Origin of the sequence: Streptomyces sp. XM4193, assembly GCF_023072595.1 — a bacterium.
Taxonomy (GTDB): domain Bacteria; phylum Actinomycetota; class Actinomycetes; order Streptomycetales; family Streptomycetaceae; genus Streptomyces.
Genome location: NZ_JALLGK010000003.1, coordinates 157,776 through 174,172 on the forward strand (window position 1 = coordinate 157,776; position 16,397 = coordinate 174,172).

Annotated in this window: 12 protein-coding genes and 1 pseudogene; 9 read left to right on the forward strand and 4 right to left on the reverse strand. The window is 73.5% G+C overall.

From position 1 onward, the window contains the following. Positions 1-4 precede the first annotated feature (4 nt). From MTQ01_RS11875 to MTQ01_RS11890, 4 genes and pseudogenes are all read left to right on the forward strand, one after another. Positions 5-2,164: a biotin carboxylase N-terminal domain-containing protein gene (locus tag MTQ01_RS11875; RefSeq protein WP_247489478.1), complete on the forward strand. Its 2,160-nt coding sequence runs from the start codon at positions 5-7 to the stop codon at positions 2,162-2,164. A 53-nt stretch (positions 2,165-2,217) separates the two neighbouring features. After that, positions 2,218-3,405: an acyl-CoA dehydrogenase family protein gene (locus MTQ01_RS11880; protein ID WP_247489480.1), complete on the forward strand. Its 1,188-nt coding sequence runs from the start codon at positions 2,218-2,220 to the stop codon at positions 3,403-3,405. Positions 3,406-3,556: 151 nt separating this feature from the next. After that, positions 3,557-4,297 carry an enoyl-CoA hydratase family protein gene (locus tag MTQ01_RS11885; protein WP_247489481.1) on the forward strand — a complete coding sequence of 247 codons (741 nt, stop codon included), beginning with the start codon at positions 3,557-3,559 and terminating at the stop codon, positions 4,295-4,297. Next, positions 4,285-4,860 (forward strand): annotated as a pseudogene (locus MTQ01_RS11890) (TetR/AcrR family transcriptional regulator); the annotation flags it as partial. The gene MTQ01_RS11885 and the pseudogene MTQ01_RS11890, both read left to right, overlap by 13 nt. Before the next feature lie 126 nt (positions 4,861-4,986). Here the strand turns inward: MTQ01_RS11890 and MTQ01_RS11895 are convergent. Further along, positions 4,987-6,087 (reverse strand): citrate synthase 2, encoded by a 1,101-nt coding sequence (locus MTQ01_RS11895; RefSeq protein WP_247489485.1) that lies wholly within the window; start codon positions 6,085-6,087, stop codon positions 4,987-4,989. A gap of 493 nt (positions 6,088-6,580) precedes the next feature. Between MTQ01_RS11895 and pdxH the strand changes: the two genes are divergently transcribed. The 3 genes from pdxH to MTQ01_RS11910 all read left to right on the forward strand — a co-directional run bounded on the left by pdxH (position 6,581) and on the right by MTQ01_RS11910 (position 11,214). After that, positions 6,581-7,204 carry a pyridoxamine 5'-phosphate oxidase gene (gene pdxH / locus MTQ01_RS11900; RefSeq protein ID WP_247490009.1) on the forward strand — a complete coding sequence of 208 codons (624 nt, stop codon included), beginning with the start codon at positions 6,581-6,583 and terminating at the stop codon, positions 7,202-7,204. A 604-nt stretch (positions 7,205-7,808) separates the two neighbouring features. Further along, on the forward strand, positions 7,809-9,272 hold the full coding sequence (locus tag MTQ01_RS11905; RefSeq protein ID WP_374207728.1) for an FtsW/RodA/SpoVE family cell cycle protein: 1,464 nt from the start codon (positions 7,809-7,811) through the stop codon (positions 9,270-9,272). A 436-nt stretch (positions 9,273-9,708) separates the two neighbouring features. After that, entirely contained in the window at positions 9,709-11,214 is a 1,506-nt protein-coding gene (locus MTQ01_RS11910) for a PAS domain-containing protein (RefSeq protein ID WP_247489487.1), read from the forward strand. Between the two features lie 162 nt (positions 11,215-11,376). Here MTQ01_RS11910 and MTQ01_RS11915 read toward each other — a convergent pair whose 3' ends face one another. Then, entirely contained in the window at positions 11,377-12,126 is a 750-nt protein-coding gene (locus MTQ01_RS11915; RefSeq protein WP_247489489.1) for an SIS domain-containing protein, read from the reverse strand. Between the two features lie 209 nt (positions 12,127-12,335). On the opposite strand from MTQ01_RS11915, the gene MTQ01_RS11920 reads away from it, so the two are divergent. Further along, entirely contained in the window at positions 12,336-13,031 is a 696-nt protein-coding gene (locus tag MTQ01_RS11920) for a metal-dependent transcriptional regulator (protein WP_247489491.1), read from the forward strand. An 818-nt stretch (positions 13,032-13,849) separates the two neighbouring features. Next, complete coding sequence (locus MTQ01_RS11925; protein ID WP_247490013.1) at positions 13,850-14,812, forward strand: alpha/beta fold hydrolase; 963 nt, start codon at positions 13,850-13,852, stop codon at positions 14,810-14,812. 28 nt (positions 14,813-14,840) lie between these two features. Here MTQ01_RS11925 and MTQ01_RS11930 read toward each other — a convergent pair whose 3' ends face one another. Beyond that, positions 14,841-15,617, reverse strand: coding sequence for a MerR family transcriptional regulator (locus MTQ01_RS11930; protein ID WP_282613599.1), 777 nt, complete (start codon positions 15,615-15,617; stop codon positions 14,841-14,843). A 158-nt stretch (positions 15,618-15,775) separates the two neighbouring features. Next, positions 15,776-16,318: a VOC family protein gene (locus tag MTQ01_RS11935; protein ID WP_247489493.1), complete on the reverse strand. Its 543-nt coding sequence runs from the start codon at positions 16,316-16,318 to the stop codon at positions 15,776-15,778. Positions 16,319-16,397 lie beyond the last annotated feature (79 nt).

The window sequence follows — 16,397 nt, forward strand, 5'->3', positions numbered from 1 at the left end:
AGCAGTGAGCACATCTTCGATCCAGTGCCTCCTCGTCGCCAACCGCGGCGAGATCGCCCGGCGGGTCTTCCGCACCTGCCGTGAGCTCGGCATCACCACCGTCGCCGTGCACTCCGACGCCGACGCCCGGGCCGCGCACACCCTGGAGGCCGACGCCGCGGTGCGGCTCGCCGGAGACGCCCCCGCCGACACCTATCTGCGCGGCGATCTGCTGGTGCGGGCGGCGCTCACGGCCGGCGCCGACGCCGTGCACCCCGGCTACGGCTTTCTCTCCGAGAGCGCCGACTTCGCCGAACAGGTGCGGGAGGCAGGGCTGTTGTGGGTGGGTCCGCCGCCGTCGGCGATCCGGGCGATGGCCGTCAAGACCCGCGCCAAGGAGCTGATGCGCACCGCCGACGTACCGCTGCTGGAACCGCTGGACCCGGCCGCCGTCACCGAGCGGGACTTTCCGCTGCTGGTGAAGGCGGCAGCCGGCGGCGGTGGCCGCGGAATGCGTGCGGTGCGCGAACCGGCCGCGCTGGAAGGCGAGTTGGGGGCTGCCGCCCAGGAGGCGGCAGCCGCGTTCGGGGACGGCGAGGTCTTCCTGGAGCCGCTGGTCGAGCGCGGACGCCACGTCGAGGTGCAGATCCTCGCCGACGCGCACGGCACCGTCTGGGCACTGGGCACCCGGGACTGCTCGGTGCAGCGCCGGCATCAGAAGGTCGTCGAAGAGGCTCCGGCCCCAGGGCTGGAGCCGGAGCTGCGCGAGCAGTTGCACGCCGCCGCCGTACGGGCCGCCCGCGCGGTCGGCTACACCGGCGCCGGCACCGTGGAGTTCCTGCTCGCGCCCGACGGGCGGCCGTACTTCCTGGAGATGAACACCCGCCTCCAGGTGGAGCACCCGGTCACCGAAGCGGTCCACGGCGTCGACCTTGTCGCCCTCCAACTCGCCGTCGCCGAGGGGCAGTCGCTGCCCGCACAGCCGCCACCGCCCACCGGGCACGCCGTGGAGGCGCGGCTCTACGCCGAGGACCCGGCCCGCGACTGGCAGCCGGGCGTGGGCACGGTGCACCGCTTCGAACTGCCCCTACTGCCCGGACTGCGGGTGGACTCGGCGGTCGTCGACGGCGACACCGTGACCCCGTACTACGACCCGATGCTCGCCAAGGTGATCGCCCACGCGCCGACCCGGGAGGCCGCGGTGCGCAAGCTGGCGGGTGCGCTCGCCGCGGCGCGCCTCCACGGGCCGGTCACCAACCGGGAGTTGCTCGTCGCCACGCTGCAGCATCCGGAGTTCCTCGCCGGTGCACCCGACACCGGCTTCTACGACCGCCACCTCACGGCGCTGCTCCGCGCTCCGGGCGAGCGCGCCGCGAGCGGCGAAGTCGGCGCGGACACCGCCGCGTTGGCGCTGGCGCTGGCGGACGCACAGGGCCGCTCCCGGTTCGGCACCACTGTTCGGTCCGGTTCCGGCGCGGTGGCGGGAGTGGGCTGCGGCTGGCGCAACGTGCGGGCGCAGCCGCAGCGGCGCTGCTACCGACTCCGCCCGGACGACGAGGAGTTCGCGGTCGACTACCGGCTGGGCCGGGACGGGCTGCGGGCGCCGGGCCACCCGGGCACGGTGCTGCTGCACGCCGATCCGGACCGGGTCGAACTCGAACTCGAAGGCGTACGGCGGTGGTTCACCGTCGCCCGGTACCCGGACGGCAGTCGCTGCGTGGACAGCGCACTCGGCTCCTGGACGTTCACCGAGGTCTCCCGCTTCCCCGACGCGAGCACCCGCACCGAGCCGGGTTCGCTGCTGGCGCCGATGCCCGGCACGGTCACCCGGATCGCCGACGGGCTCGCGGTGGGCGGGCCGGTGGAGGCCGGCCGGCCGCTGCTGTGGCTGGAGGCGATGAAGATGGAGCATCTCGTCGCGGCCCCCGCCGGCGGTTCGCTCACCGCGCTGAACGTCGCCGTCGGGGACCAGGTCGAGGTGGGCACCCTCCTGGCGGTGGTCGGCCCACCGACCCCCGAGGACGCCCCCGAGGACGAGACGGCGCACGTCCCCGCGGACGTCCCCGCGGACGACGCGCCGACCGCCGCACCCGCACCCGCACCCGCACCCGCACCCACGGACCGTGCCCCCTCCGGCGACGCCCCCTCCGGAGACGTGCCGCCGGTCCGGCCGCCGCGCACCTGACCCGTACCGACCGGTCCACCTTCCGCCCGTGCAACCGAGGAGAACCGACGCTGATGGCCACAACTCCCGTATCCGCACACGCACTTCTGGAGACCGACGAGCAGCGCGATCTGCGCGCCGCGGTCGCCGCCCTCGGCAACCGCTACGGGCGCGACTACTTCGAGCGCGTAACCCGCGAGGGTGAGCACACCGACGAACTGTGGAGCGAGGCCGGCGCGCTCGGCTACCTCGGCGTCAATCTGCCCGAGAAGTACGGCGGGGGCGGCCGTGGCATGGTCGAACTCTCGCTCGTCCTGGAGGAGTTGGGGGCTGCGGGCTGTCCGCTGCTGATGCTGATCGTCTCCCCGGCGATCTGCGGCACGGTGATCGCCCGCTTCGGCACCGACGAGCAGCGCGAGCGCTGGCTGCCGGGGCTGGCCGACGGCAGCCGCAAGATGGCCTTCGGCATCACCGAACCGGACGCGGGCTCCAACGCGCACCGCATCACCACCACCGCCCGCCGCGATCCGGACACCGGTGAGTGGCTGCTCACCGGGCGCAAGGTCTTCGTCTCCGGTGTGGAGATCGCCGACGCCACACTGATCGTCGGCCGCACCGAGGACGCCAGGACCGGCAAGCTGAAGGCGTGCCTGTTCGTGGTGGAGCGCGACACCCCCGGCTTCGAACACCACCACATTCCGATGGAACTCGCCGCCCCCGAGAAGCAGTTCGAGCTGGTGATGGACGAAGTCCGGCTGCCCGCCGACGCGTTGGTGGGGGACGAGGACGCCGGTCTGCTCCAGCTCTTCGCCGGGCTCAACCCCGAGCGCATCATGACCGCCGCCTTCGCCCTCGGCATGGGCCGCTACGCGCTCGGCAGAGCGGTGGAGTACGCGCGGGTGCGCACCGTGTGGAAGGAGCCGATCGGCGCCCACCAGGCCATCGCCCACCCGCTCGCCCAGGCCCACATAGAGCTGGAGAGCGCCAGGTTGCTGACGCTCAAGGCGGCTCTGCTCTACGACGCGGGCGACGACGCGGGTGCCGGCGAGGCGGCCAACATGGCCAAGTACGCAGCCGCCGAGGCCAACGTCAACGCCGTCGACCGGGCGGTGCACACCCTCGGCGGCAACGGCCTCGCCACGGAGTACGGCCTGGCCACGCTGCTCAACGCCGCCAGGGTCGCCCGGATCGCACCCGTCAGCCGCGAGATGATCCTCAACTACGTCTCGCACCAGAGCCTGGGCCTGCCCAAGTCCTACTGACCGCCGCCCGCACCGCCCGCACCGCCCGCACCGCACCGCCTGCTCGCACCGCACACCCGATACGGCCACTGTGCCCCGCGCCACCCGCCCGACCCCGCCACCCGCCCGATCCCGTCAACCGCCCCCGAACGAAACGGAGTTGGCCCCCGCCATGCCCGCACTCGTCCACCGCGCGGACGCGCGCGGCATCCGCACTCTGACCCTGGACTCGCCGAGGAACCGCAACGCGCTCTCCCGCGACCTGATGGAGCAGCTGCACTCCGAGCTGACCGGGGCGGCCGGCTCCGAGGACGTACGGGCCGTCGTCCTCAGCCACACCGGCAACACCTTCTGCGCCGGTGCCGACCTCACCGACCCCACCTCCACCCCGGAGGCGCTGGTACGGCTGCTGCGGACCATCGTCGAGCTGCCCAAGCCGGTCATCGCCCGGGTCGACGGCCACGCCCGCGGCGGCGGCCTCGGACTGGTCGGCGCCTGCGACATCGCCGTCGGCTCCGTCGCCTCCCGCTTCGCCTTCGGCGAGGTGCGCCTCGGCGTCGCGCCCGCCGTCATCTCGCTCACCCTGCTGCCCCGGCTCGATCCCCGGGCGGCGAGCCGCTACTACCTCACGGGCGAGGTGTTCGACGTCGCCGAGGCCCACCGCATCGGTCTGCTCAGCGATGTCCACGCCGAGGTCGACACTCTGCTCGAAGGCATCACCGACGCGCTGCGCCGTTGCGCCCCGCAGGCGCTGGCGGAGGCGAAACGCCTGGTCATCGCAGAGGTGCTGGCCGCCTTCGACCGCGAGGCGGATAGTCTCGTCGCACTGTCCTCGCGGCTCTTCGCCTCCGACGAGGCCCGCGAGGGCATGACGGCCTTCCTCGAACGACGGGACCCACCATGGGCGCGGTGACACCTCCCAAACAGGACCGCAGCCGCCTCACCCGGCAGCGGCTGCTGGAGTCCGCGGTGACCTGCCTGGCCGAGCGCGGCTGGTCGGGCAGCACGGTGAGCGTGGTCGCCGAACACGCCGGAGTCTCCCGCGGGGCCGCCCAGCACCACTTCCCCACCCGCGAGGACCTGTTCACCGGAGCGGTTGAGTACGTCGCCGAGCAACGCTCGCTCGTACTGCGGGAGTTGCCGCGCCCCGCCTCCGTCGCGGAGGCCGTCGAGGCGATCGTCGGACTCTTCACCGGACCGCTCTTCCGCGCCGCCCTCCACCTGTGGGTCGCCGCCTCGCACGAGCCCCAACTCGGCCCGCGGGTCACCGACTTGGAGGCGCGCATCGGCCGGGAGACCCATCGGATGGCCGTCGCCCTGCTCGACGCGGACGAGAGCGTGCCCGGCGTGCGGGAGTCCGTGCAGGGCCTGCTCGACATGGCGCGCGGGCTCGGCCTGGCCAACCTCCTCACCGACGACTCCACCCGCCGCGCACGCGTCGTCGACCAGTGGGCCGTACTGCTGGAGGAAGCAGTGCGCAAACCGGCCGGCCGCAAACCCGCCGGCCGCCGGCAGCCCGCCCCGCAGACGCGCGACGCCCGCCGCCGGACCGGGAAGGGGTCCTGACGACGGGCGCCACGGGGTGTGCGCCGGGTCGGCGCCTCAGCGCACCAGCGCGTCGTACCCGCCGATGGTGCGCGGGTCCCGGGTGCCGGGGCCGACGTAGCGGGCGGCGGGACGCACCAGTCGGCCGGTGCGCTTCTGCTCCAGGATGTGCGCCGACCAGCCCGCGGTGCGCGCGCAGGAGAACATCGAGGTGAACATCTGCGCCGGCACCTCGGCGAAGTCCAGCACGATCGCGGCCCAGAACTCCACGTTCGTCGCCAGCACCCGGTCCGGACGCCGTGCCTGCAGCTCGGAGAGCGCGGCCTGCTCCAGCGCCGCGGCGACCTCGTAGCGCGGCGCGCCCAGCTCCTTGGCGGTACGCCGCAGCACCCGGGCCCGCGGGTCCTCCGCACGGTAGACGCGGTGGCCGAAGCCCATCAGCCGCTCGCCCCGGTCGAGCTGCTGTTTGACGTACGCCTCGGCGTCGCCGGTGCGCTCGATCTCCTCGATCATGCCCAGCACCCGGGAGGGCGCGCCGCCGTGCAGCGGCCCGGACATCGCACCGACCGCGCCCGAGAGCGCCGCCGCCACGTCCGCGCCGGTGGAGGCGATCACCCGGCCGGTGAAGGTGGAGGCGTTCATGCCGTGCTCCGCCGCGGAGGTCCAGTAGGCGTCGACCGCCGCCACGTGCCGGGGGTCCGGCTCGCCGCGCCAGCGCCGCATGAACCGCTCGACCACGGTGTCCGCCTTGTCGATCTCGCGCTGCGGCACCATCGGCTGGCCGGCCCCGCGCGCCGACTGCGCGACGTAGCTCAGCGCCATCACCGCGGCCCTGGCCAGATCGTCCCTGGCCTGTTCGGCGTCGATGTCCAGCAGGGGCCGCAGCCCCCACACCGGGGCGAGCATGGCCAGCGCCGACTGCACATCGACCCGGACATCGCCGGAGTGCACCGGGATCGGGAACGGCTCGGCGGGCGGCAGCCCGGGGTCGAAGCTCCCGTCCACCAGCAGGCCCCACACATTGCCGAAGGAGACGTGCCCGACCAGGTCCTCGATGTCGACGCCCCGGTAGCGGAGCGCGCCGCCCTCCTTGTCCGGTTCGGCGATCTCCGTCTCGAACGCGACGACTCCTTCGAGCCCGGGTACGAAGTCGGACATCAGGCAGCTCCTTGTGACAGCGGTTTCCACGACGGGCGCGGAAACAGGCTTATGGGTCGAGCGGCGATCGGACGCGAGGCACCACGGCTGTTCGGTTCTGCGCAGGTGCTCCTTCGGTCGGCCCTGGTCGGCACGGGTCTCTCGGCGTTCGGCGGAGCGCGGCACGACGTTGCGTGCTGTACGACTCCCACAGCTCTCGTGTCCGTGATTTTGGCGCCTTCGTCACATGCGGGGAAGCGTGAGAAGCGGCACAGTGCGGGGTTCTTCGACGGCTGGTGTACGGCGGCGGAAGAGTGGGCAGACTCAGCGTCCGCCAGCCACGGCGATGCTGCAAGATATGCCCGTGCCTCCTCGTGACGTGAACCCCGCCGACCCTGCCGCGAGCCCCGACCACGGCTCCGCCGGCCGCCCCGCGACCGACTCCGGCGCAGAGGGCTCCGACACCGCCCGGAGCTCCTCCGGCCCCGCCCGCCGGTCGCTCGACCCGGCCGCGATGCGTGCCCACTACCGCGAGGTCGGCCTCGCCGAGTCCGACCTCGACCAGGACCCGATCGAGCAGTTCGGCCGCTGGTTCGGGCAGGCCGCCGAGAGCGGTCTGCACGAGGCGAACGCCATGGTGCTCTCCACCGCCGACGACCAGGGCCGCCCCAGCTCCCGCACGGTGCTGCTCAAGCAGTACGGCGGCGACGGCTTCGTCTTCTTCACCAACTACGGCTCCCGCAAGGGCCGCGAGCTGGCCGCGAACCCGTACGTCTCACTGCTCTTCCCGTGGCACGCGGTGGCCCGCCAGGTGATCGTCGAGGGCCGTGCCGAACGTGTCGGCCGGGCGGAGACCACCGCCTACTTCCGCACCAGGCCGCACGGGTCCCAGCTCGGCTGCTGGGCCAGCGAGCAGTCCTCCACCGTCGCCTCCCGGCAGCAACTCGACGAGCTGTACGCCGAGTTGGCCGCCCGCTACCCCGAGGGCGAGGATGTCCCGGTGCCGCCGCAGTGGGGCGGTGTGCGGGTCGTGCCGCACGCGGTGGAGTTCTGGCAGGGCCGGGAGAACCGGCTGCACGACCGGCTGCGCTACCGGCGCACCGCGGACGGCTGGCACGTCGAGCGCCTGTGCCCCTGACGCCGTACGCCCCGCGGACGCGTTGCGGGGGGCTCGGGACGTGGGCGGGCGCGGCGCCGCCGCGGACCGCGGGGCGCCGTTGCGGGGCGTCGCTTTCCGGCCGTACCGGCGCGTACCGCACCCGCTTCGGACTTGTGGCGCGCCCGGCGCAACCTCGCCGCCCCCACCGACGTCTACCGGTCCGTCGGACGGCCTCGTGGCCGCGACCGGGTGACCAGGACTCTCGGGTGACCAGGAACACCGCTACCGGGTGTCGACGGCGAAGGGCGGGGGAGCGGGCGCGCGGAGCGCTGCCGGCGCGACAGTGACGACCAGGCCCGAGGAGACCCAGCAGACCGACCGAGGTCACGGGCCCGAGCACGCCCGTCCCCGGAAGCCCGCCGACGAGCACCGCCCCGAAGGCGCCCAACCGCCCGGCCACGACCGGGCCACGGACCACGACCGGGCCGCGCACCACGACCGGGCTGCGCACCACGACCCGGAGACGTACGGCGACCCGGAGACGCACGGCGACCCGGAGACGTACGGCGACGGGGAGACGTACGGCGACAGGGAGACGTACGGCGACGGGGAGGCGGACGGCGAGCGGGAGTTCGCGCGTCGGCTGAGCGCCGGACGCCGCCGCGCCGAGCTGGCGCTGCTCGTTCTCGCCGTCGCCATCGCGGCGGGCGGCCACGCCGGCGCGGGCCTCGCGCTGGAGGGCAGGCTGCCCTCCGGGTACCTCCCGTACGTGCTCGGCCTCTCGACGCTCGCGCTCCTCGCCCACCTCGCGGTGCGCCGCTTCGCCCGGTGCGCCGATCCGCTGCTGCTGCCGCTGGCCGTCCTGCTCAGCGGTCTCGGACTGCTGCTCCTCTCCCGGCTCGACCACTCCTACGTGCGCGAGTACGGCGGCGAGGAGGTCGCCGCGGGGCAGGCGCTCTGGTCGGCCGTCGGCGCCGTCGGACTCGTGCTGCTGCTCGCGGTCGTCCGCCACCACAGGGTGCTCCAGCGCTACCCGTATCTCGTGATGTCGGTGGCGCTGGTGCTGCTGATGGCGCCGGCCTTCTTCTCCGGCGACCGGTACGGCGCCAAGCGCTGGATCTTCGTGGGCCCGCTCTCCCTCCAGCCCGGCGAGTTCGTGAAGATCATGATCGTGATCTTCTTCGCCGCGTACCTCACGGCGAACCGGGACGCCCTCGCCCTCGCCGGCCACCGGGCGTTCGGCGTGACGCTGCCGCGCGGGCGCAACGCGGGCCCGGTCGTGGTGGTGTGGGTGCTCAGCCTGCTGGTGCTGGTCTTCGAACGGGACCTGGGCACCTCGCTCATCTTCTTCGGCGTCTTCGTCGCGATGCTCTACATGGCGACGCACCGCACCAGTTGGGTGCTCTTCGGGGTGGCGATGGCAGCGGTCGGCGCCTTCGTCGTCGGCTCGTTGGAGCCGCACGTCAAGGGCCGCGTCACGGCCTGGCTCAACCCGCTGGCGATATACCTGCCGCCGGACGAGCGCCCCGCCGGGATCGTCTCCGACCAGCCCGCGCAGGCCCTGTTCAGCTTCGCCACCGGCGGGCTGACCGGCACCGGCCTCGGTGAGGGACAGCCGTGGCTGATCAGGTTCGCCGGACGCAGCGACTTCATCCTCACCACGGTGGGCGAGGAGTTGGGGCTGCTCGGCGTGACGCTGGTGCTGCTGCTGTACGCGCTGCTGGTCGAGCGCGGGCTGCGCACGGCGCTGGTGGCGAGGGACCCGTTCGGCAAGCTGCTCGCGTTCGGGCTCTCGGTGACCCTGGCCCTGCAGGTCTTCGTGGTGGTGGGCGGGGTGACCGGCCTGGTGCCGCTGACCGGCAAGGCGCTGCCCTTCCTGGCCCAGGGCGGATCCTCCGCGGTCGCCAACTGGCTCCTGGTGGCGCTGCTGATCAGAATCAGCAACAGCGCCGCGGAAGCCGCGCTGCACGGGGCCGGTACGGGCGCGGGGAGGACTGGTGCGACCGGAAAGGGCGCGACCGGGAAGGGTCCGGCCCGGAAGGGCACGACCGGGAAGGGCGCGGCCGGGAAGGGTCCGGCCAAACCGGGCGGGGCCGACAAGGGCTGAAAACCGAGGGCCGCACCGGGACAGCAGACGACCCGCGGGCCACTCCCCGCGCTCCGGACGGATCCGGGCTGCGGGGGCCGGTCGGACCTGCCGACGGCACCGCGGGTCGGGTGACTGCTCTGAATTGGCCGGAAGGGGCTCCGACCTGCGCTGTGCGCGACTCTCGGCCCCTAGGCCGCAGTCACCTCACGCGTCCGGTTCTTCATCACTCCGGAACCACCTCCCTTCTCGTGTACCCATCACGCTAGACCCGTGAAATCACACCCGGCAACAGGATTTCGGGGGTGCAACAATTTGGTCGAAGACGATGTGTCCTGAGTCACTTTCGCGTTGAATGATCGAGTGCGTGAAGGACGGTCACGGTCCACGGGGAGAAGCGCACGGTGCGTACCGGCCGTACGACGACGTACGGCCACTTCGAGCGGGGGTGCCAGCCATGGCTGCTCAATCAGATATGTCCGAGACCCAGTCGGGTCCGGCCGGCAAACGGGCGCGCCAGGGCCGTGGCGGACGTGCCCGGGCACGCAGCCGGGCGGAGGCCGGTGAGACCCCCTCCGAGGGCGAGTTCACGGCCCGCGACGAGCGCGAGCAGGAGGAGCAGGCCAAGGGCGCGGTCCTGCTCGCCGCACTGCTGGACGGCATGGATGCCGCGCTCTGCGCCTTCGACGCCGAGGGCAGCGTCACCCACTGGAACCGCGAGGCCGAGCGCATCCTGGGCTGGACCCCCGAGGAGGCCGTCGGCCGGCGCGGGCTCGGCGGCTGGGCGGTGCTCGGCGCCGACGCCGACGAGGTCGAGTCGCGGCTGCTGTCGGCGATGCACTCCCCGGACCGGCAGGTGCACGAGTTCGCGCTGGTCACCAAGGGCGGCGGCCGGGTCCTGGTGCGCACCCAGTCCGCCGGTGTGCGGGACGCGGACGGCGTCCCCGCGGGTGTGTACTGCGCGTTCAGCGAGGTGCACACCCAGGTCGACCTTGAGCGCACTCTCGCGCTCAGCGAGGTGCTGTTGGACGACGCGCCCTGGGGCGTGGTGATCCTGGACGTCGATCTGCGCCCGGCGGTGGTCAATCTGCGCGCCGTGCGCTCGCTGCGGATGAGCCGTTCGGCGCTGCTGGGCCGTCCGCTCGGCGAGGTGCTGCGCGCGGGCGCCGAGGAGCTGGAGGCGGCGATCCAGCACGTGATGGCGGACGGGCCGACCGCCGAACTCGCCGACATGTGGGTCACGTTGCGGACATCCGGCAGCGAGTCGGGCTCCGGCGGCGTACCGCACTCCCGGCGCTGCTGGCGCAGCGGCTTTCTGCGCCTGGGCTCGCCGCTGGCCGAGCAGCCGGTGCCGCTCGGTGTCGCGTGGATCTTCCAGGACGTCACCGAGAGCAAGCTCGCCGAGCAGCGCGCCTCCCGGTCCCGTTTCCGCGACGCCCAGCTCCAGCGGGCCGCCAGAGCCGCGGCGGAGTGCGAGGACCCGCGCGAGGCCGCCGCGCTCCAACTGGACTTCGCGCTCGCCGGCTTCGCCGACCACGCCTTCGTGGACCTGGCCTACGGCCGCCGGCTGATCCGCGCCGCACGGAGCCCCGCGCCGGGCGGCGGGCACACCGCTGCGGTGGCCGCGGGCGCGGTCCCCGCCCCCTACGACGACCGGCACCCGGCGTCCCAGTGCCTGGAGCGGGGCGGCACCGTGCGCACCAGCGTCGGCGGGGCCGAGGTCGAGGGCTGGGCACAGCACCGTTCCTGGCCCGCCGAAACGGTGCACGGGATGTGCGTGCTGCTCCGCAGCCGCGGTCGGGACCACGGGGTGGTGACGTTTCTGCGCGGAGCCTCGCGCAGGCCGTTCGACCGGCTCGACGCACAGCACGCGGAGGACGTGGCGATCCGGATGGCGTCATCGCTCGACCTCGCCGCCGCGCTCGACCGTGCGAGGGCGGCCGAGGAGCGCGGCCTCTGCTGACCGGGGACGCGGGTCCGGCCGGGCGGCGGTTGTGAGCCGGTGCGGCCGTTGCCGGCGCGCGGTCGATCGCCGCGCGGCGCACGGGAGTTGAGGCGCGACGCCCCTGCCGGCGGTCGCGCCCGGGGTCGGCGGGCGTGCCCCGGGGTCGGCAGTTCTGCCGGGTCAGCGGTAGAAGATGCGGTCCGCGTGCTCGGTCATGACCTTCTCGTTCCACTCGGTGCCGCCGTCGACGTTGCCCGAGCGCAGCAGCGGGGGCGGAGTGCCCCGACGGGCGAGCTCCGCCGCGGCGGAGGCGACCGTGGCCTGGAGCAGCGCGCTGAAGACGATCGTGGAGGCCGGGGCGAACGGCGCCGGGATGCCGGGCGCGGTGAGCGTCGCGTCGCCGACCGGGACGTGGCAGTCCAGCACGAGGTCGCAGTGGTCGGACATGAAGGTGCCGGAGTGGTGGCGCGAGCCGGTGTCCGCGTAAGCGCGCGAGGTGACACCGATGACGCGCAGCCCGCGGGCGCGGGCGTGCTGGGCCATCTCGACCGGCAGCGCGTTCCGCCCGGACAGCGAGATGATCACCAGCAGGTCGCCCTCCCGGGCGGGGCTGGCGTCGAGCACGGTGGTGGCGAGGCCGTCCACCCGCTCCAGCGCGCTGCCGAGCGTGGCGGGCACGACGTCCACGCCGACCGCGCCGGGAACGGCCAGCAGGTTGATCACCGCGAGACCGCCCGCGCGGTAGACGACGTCCTGGGCCGCGAGCGCCGAGTGGCCGGCGCCGTAGGCGAAGACGCGGTTCTCCGCGGCGATGGTGTCCGCGAGGAGGGCGCCGGCGGCGGTGATCCGCTCGGCCTCCGCCTCGCGCACCCGGGTCAGCAGCTCGATGGCCTGGTCGAAGAACCGCTCCGGCAGCTCGTGCTCACTCATGCGGCGACATTAGTGGTCTGGACCACAGCGGAACAAGGGCGGGAGCAGCCGCGGCGGGCGACGGGCGCCCGTGCAGACGTCGGCGGGGGAGCGGTGCGCGGGCGGTGCGGGAGCGCTCGACCGGGAAGTTGGACCTGCTGTGACTCAGTTGTCGGTGGGATGCGTCAGAATTGGGTCAGGGCCACGCCACGAGCTGACGAGGGGCACGAATGTCCGGACTCATCGACACGACGGAGATGTATCTCCGCACCATTCTTGAGCTTGAAGAGGAAGGCGTTGTGCCCATGCGTGCCCGCATCGCGGAACGCCTGGACCAGAGCGGCCCCACGGTGAGCCAGACCGTGGCGCGGATGGAGCGCGACGGGCTGGTGCGGGTCGCCGGCGACCGGCACCTGGAGCTGACCGCGGAGGGCCGGGTGCTCGCCACCCGCGTCATGCGCAAGCACCGCCTCGCCGAGTGCCTGCTGGTGGACGTGATCGGCCTGGAGTGGGAGCAGGTCCACGCCGAGGCGTGCCGCTGGGAGCACGTGATGAGCGAGGCGGTCGAGCGCCGGGTGCTGGAGCTGCTGCGCCACCCGACCGAATCGCCGTACGGCAACCCCATCCCCGGTCTGGAGGAGCTCGGCGAGCCCGGCGAGGCGGGCCCCTTCCTGGACGAGGCGATGGTCGCGCTCAGCGATCTCGACGCGGGAGCCGACGGCAAGACCGTGGTGGTCCGCAGGATCGGTGAGCCGATCCAGACGGACTCCCAGCTGATGTACACCCTGCGCAGAGCGGGCGTGCAGCCCGGCTCCGTGGTGACGGCGACTCCCGGCTCCGGCGGGGGAGTTCAGGTCGGCAGCGGCGGCGAGAGCGCCGAGCTCAACCCCGAGGTCGCCTCGCACGTGTTCGTCGCCAAGCGCTGAGTGCGGGGCGCGGCCCGTACACCCGCGGCCGGGCGCCGGCGGCGCCCTGCGGCAGCAGGAGGTCCGGCCGGTCTCGCGGTGCCCGGTGGCGGCGAACGGCGGCCGTTGGTCGGCTGCTTGTGCCGGTCGGCGGTCTGCCGGACTGCCGGTCTGTGGGTCTGCCGGTCCGTGGGTCGGCGGTGCGGCGGTCTGCCCGAGGTCCGGCGCTCGTGCCGGGCGCCGGTGGCGGCGGCCCGCTCCGGGAGGCCGGGGTGTTCGGGGCTCGGGAGTGTGCGCGGTGCGTGCGGTGCGTGTAGTGCGCGCGGTGCGTGTGTGCGAGGTGGGCGGGGTTGTTCGGCGGGCGCCCGTCCAGGGGTGCGGACCGAAGTGTGCGGGGGCATTGTGACGCCCAACAAGCCACTTCCGCCCCGAAGTTGACGTAAAGCTCCCACTTCCGTCGCAGACCTGTCACCCTGGCGCTGAGAGCTTCGAGTGGCGGGAGGCGTCACACGGGAGAGCTCGTGAGCTGTCCGGACCGAGGCCCCGGCGGTGCTCCGCCGGGGCCTCGCCCCTCCCTGTCGCCTCCCCCGCTCGTACGGCCCGGAACCCCGAGCGTGCCGGGCCGTGGTGCTCCCGAGCGCGACGATTCCTCCCGACTTGTGTGGCGCTCGGCCCCGTTCGATGTCTTTCCCGGTGGCCGGCCACCAACCTCCGGGGACTGTCACTCGAACGAGGGGTCTCGCCCCGTCGAGCCCTTTGTTCGAATAGAAGTTCGATACCGTGGTTCTGTGATGCAGGCACACGAGGTCGACGGAGGAGGGATGGGGGTGTCAGCCAGCATGGTGCGTCGTACGGACGTCCTGGGAGCCGGTGGAGTCCGGCTCGCTGCCTGGGAGTTCGCGGATCCGCCGGAGGGCAGCCGGCCGGGCCGGGCCGCCGCCGCGGTCGGCGGGCAGACCGTCGAAGCGGTGCGGACAGCGCTGCCGGGCCAGCGGACGGCGGCGCCGACAGCGCCGCGGATCGCCGAGCGCGAGCCCTCGGTGCTGCTGCTCCACGGGCTGATGGGCCGCGCCTCGCACTGGGCCCAGACGGCCCGCTGGCTCGCCGAGCGGCACCGCGCGGTCGCGCTCGACCAGCGAGGCCACGGCCGCAGCGAGAAGCCCTCGGAAGGGCCGTACGACCGCGAGGCGTTCGTCAGCGACGCTGAGGCGGCGCTCGACCAACTCGGCCTGGGGCCGGTGGCGTTGGTGGGCCATGCGATGGGCGCGCTGACGGCCTGGCAGCTCGCCGCCCGCCGCCCCGACCTCGTGCGGGCGGTGGTCATCAGCGATATGCGCGCCTCCGCGCTCGGAGAGCCCTCCCAGCGCGCCTGGCGCGACTGGTTCCGGAGCTGGCCGCTGCCGTTCGGCTCGCTCGACGAGGTGCAGCGCTGGTTCGGCGAGGAGGACCCGGTGCTGGAGCGGCCGAGCCCCGCCCGCGGCCGCTTCTACTCCGAGGTGATGGTCGAGCGCTCCGACGGCTGGCGTCCGGTCTTCTCCCGGAGCCAGATGCTGCTCGCCCGCGAGCCCTGGGTGTACGACGCGCACTGGGAGGAGCTGGCCCAGGTCCGCTGCCCGGCGCTGGTGGTGCGCGGTCTGGACGGCGAGTTGGGCCGGGCCGAGGCGCAGGAGATGGTCAGAGTGCTGCCCAGAGGCCACTACGCCGAGGTGGAGGACGCGGGGCATCTGCTGCACTACGACCAGCCGGGCGGTTGGCGGGCGGCGGTCGAGCCCTTTCTCCAGGAGGCCCTGGAAGCCCCGTAGTCGGGATGCTCGCGGACCGGACTCGGATCTACTCCCAGACCGCGGTGTCCGGGTCGAGGCCGTGGGCGCGAGCGCTCGCGTCGACGATCTCGCGGAACCAGGCGGCGAGTCCGGTGCGCACGGCGTCGTAGTGGGCTCGGTAGCCCGGATCCGATTCGTACATCCGGGCCAGGCAGACCTGCATCTGCCGGCTGAGGGGGAAGTAGGCCGCGAAGACCTCTCGGTGTCGTTCGACGAGCCGGTTCGCCTCGGGGCTGCCGGGTGTCACGCCCGCCTCCATGGCGTCGCCGAGCGCGCGGTCGAGTCCACCGACCGCTTCGGCGACGGCCTGCCACTCCTGCGGCCCGCGCGCCGCCGCGCGCTCCGCGTACTGCTGCCACTGCGGGGTGTCCCCGTAGCGTTCGCGCGCCTGCGCGGGCCACTTCGGGTCCCAGCCGGGACCGAAGACCTCGGTCTGCTGCTCGCTGGTGAGCAGCAGACCGCGCTCGTGGGCGTCGATCATGCGGTCGAGCCCGGTGCCGAGCCTCCGCAGCCGGTCGATCTTCTCGGTGATCCGGTCGCGTTGGGCGCGCAGTGCGTCGATCACCCCGGTGGCGGGATCGTCCAGTACCGACCGGATGCGGTCGAGGCCGAGGCCGATCTCGCGGTAGACGACGACGCGGTGCAGCCGTTCCAGATCGGCCGCGGTGTAGAGCCGGTATCCGGCGGCGGTGCGCAACGACGGCCGGGCGAGGCCGATTTCGTCCCAGTGGTGCAGCGCGCGGACGGTCACCTCCAGATGCGCGGCGACCTGCCCGACGGTCAGCCCGTCCCCGTCCCCGTCCGTGTCACCGTCCGCCCACCGGTCGCCGGGGCCGTCCCCGCCGCCGGTGGCGTGCCCGACGGACCGGTGGTTGCCGGGGTCGTCGGGTCCGCGTTCACCGGGGGCGGGGACGGGGTGATCGATGGAGTGGGGCACGTTGCTCATTGTCGCGGCGGGGCGCCCGGATCGTCGGTCCGGGTGCCCTCCGGCGCGGTGATGCCGATGGCGGCGAGGTTCCGCGCCTCCTCGCTGTCCGGATCGAAGGGCTTGGCGGCGGTCAGCGTGATCCGTGCGTTCTCCGGTGTGATCACCACCGCGTCGCGGGTGTTCCACGGGGTGTCGTACGGGCCCTCGACCGAACCCGGGCGCCTGGCACGGCAGTTGGCGACCAGCTCGTCGAGCTGGCTGAGCACGCAGGCGAAGCTGAGGCTCATGGCCGGTGCCTGCGCCGGGGCTTCTCCCGGCACCAGAAGCACGTCCTGGAACGCCCAGCGCCGCAGATGAACCAGTTGGTCGGTGATGCCGAAGAGCTCGAAGAACCCGAGTCCGTGCACCCAGAACTCCACCGAGGCCGCGAGATCGTCGGTGGGGAGGGTCGCGAAGGCGGGCATCCCGTAGATGCCGCGGTAGGGCTCCGGCGGCACGGCGTCCGGTCCGGGTGCGGGCACGGGACTGACCTCGAACGCGTTGTAGTAGTCGCTCATGGGCACCACGTTCCAGCCTCCCGCGGCGTGAGGGTCAAGTCCGCGGCCGGGCAGCCGGCTCGCCGTCCGCCCTCGGACC

Excerpts from the sequence above, each read along its gene's own strand:
- MTQ01_RS11880 (WP_247489480.1), top strand. The coding sequence starts at position 2,218 with ATGGCCACAACTCCCGTATCCGCACACGCACTTCTGGAGACCGACGAG.
- MTQ01_RS11925 (WP_247490013.1), top strand. The coding sequence starts at position 13,850 with ATGGTGCGTCGTACGGACGTCCTGGGAGCCGGTGGAGTCCGGCTCGCT.
- MTQ01_RS11895 (WP_247489485.1), bottom strand. The coding sequence starts at position 6,087 with ATGTCCGACTTCGTACCCGGGCTCGAAGGAGTCGTCGCGTTCGAGACG.
- MTQ01_RS11915 (WP_247489489.1), bottom strand. The coding sequence starts at position 12,126 with ATGAGTGAGCACGAGCTGCCGGAGCGGTTCTTCGACCAGGCCATCGAG.
- pdxH (WP_247490009.1), top strand. The coding sequence starts at position 6,581 with ATGCGTGCCCACTACCGCGAGGTCGGCCTCGCCGAGTCCGACCTCGAC.
- MTQ01_RS11885 (WP_247489481.1), top strand. The coding sequence starts at position 3,557 with ATGCCCGCACTCGTCCACCGCGCGGACGCGCGCGGCATCCGCACTCTG.
- MTQ01_RS11910 (WP_247489487.1), top strand. The coding sequence starts at position 9,709 with ATGGCTGCTCAATCAGATATGTCCGAGACCCAGTCGGGTCCGGCCGGC.
- MTQ01_RS11935 (WP_247489493.1), bottom strand. The coding sequence starts at position 16,318 with ATGAGCGACTACTACAACGCGTTCGAGGTCAGTCCCGTGCCCGCACCC.
- MTQ01_RS11920 (WP_247489491.1), top strand. The coding sequence starts at position 12,336 with ATGTCCGGACTCATCGACACGACGGAGATGTATCTCCGCACCATTCTT.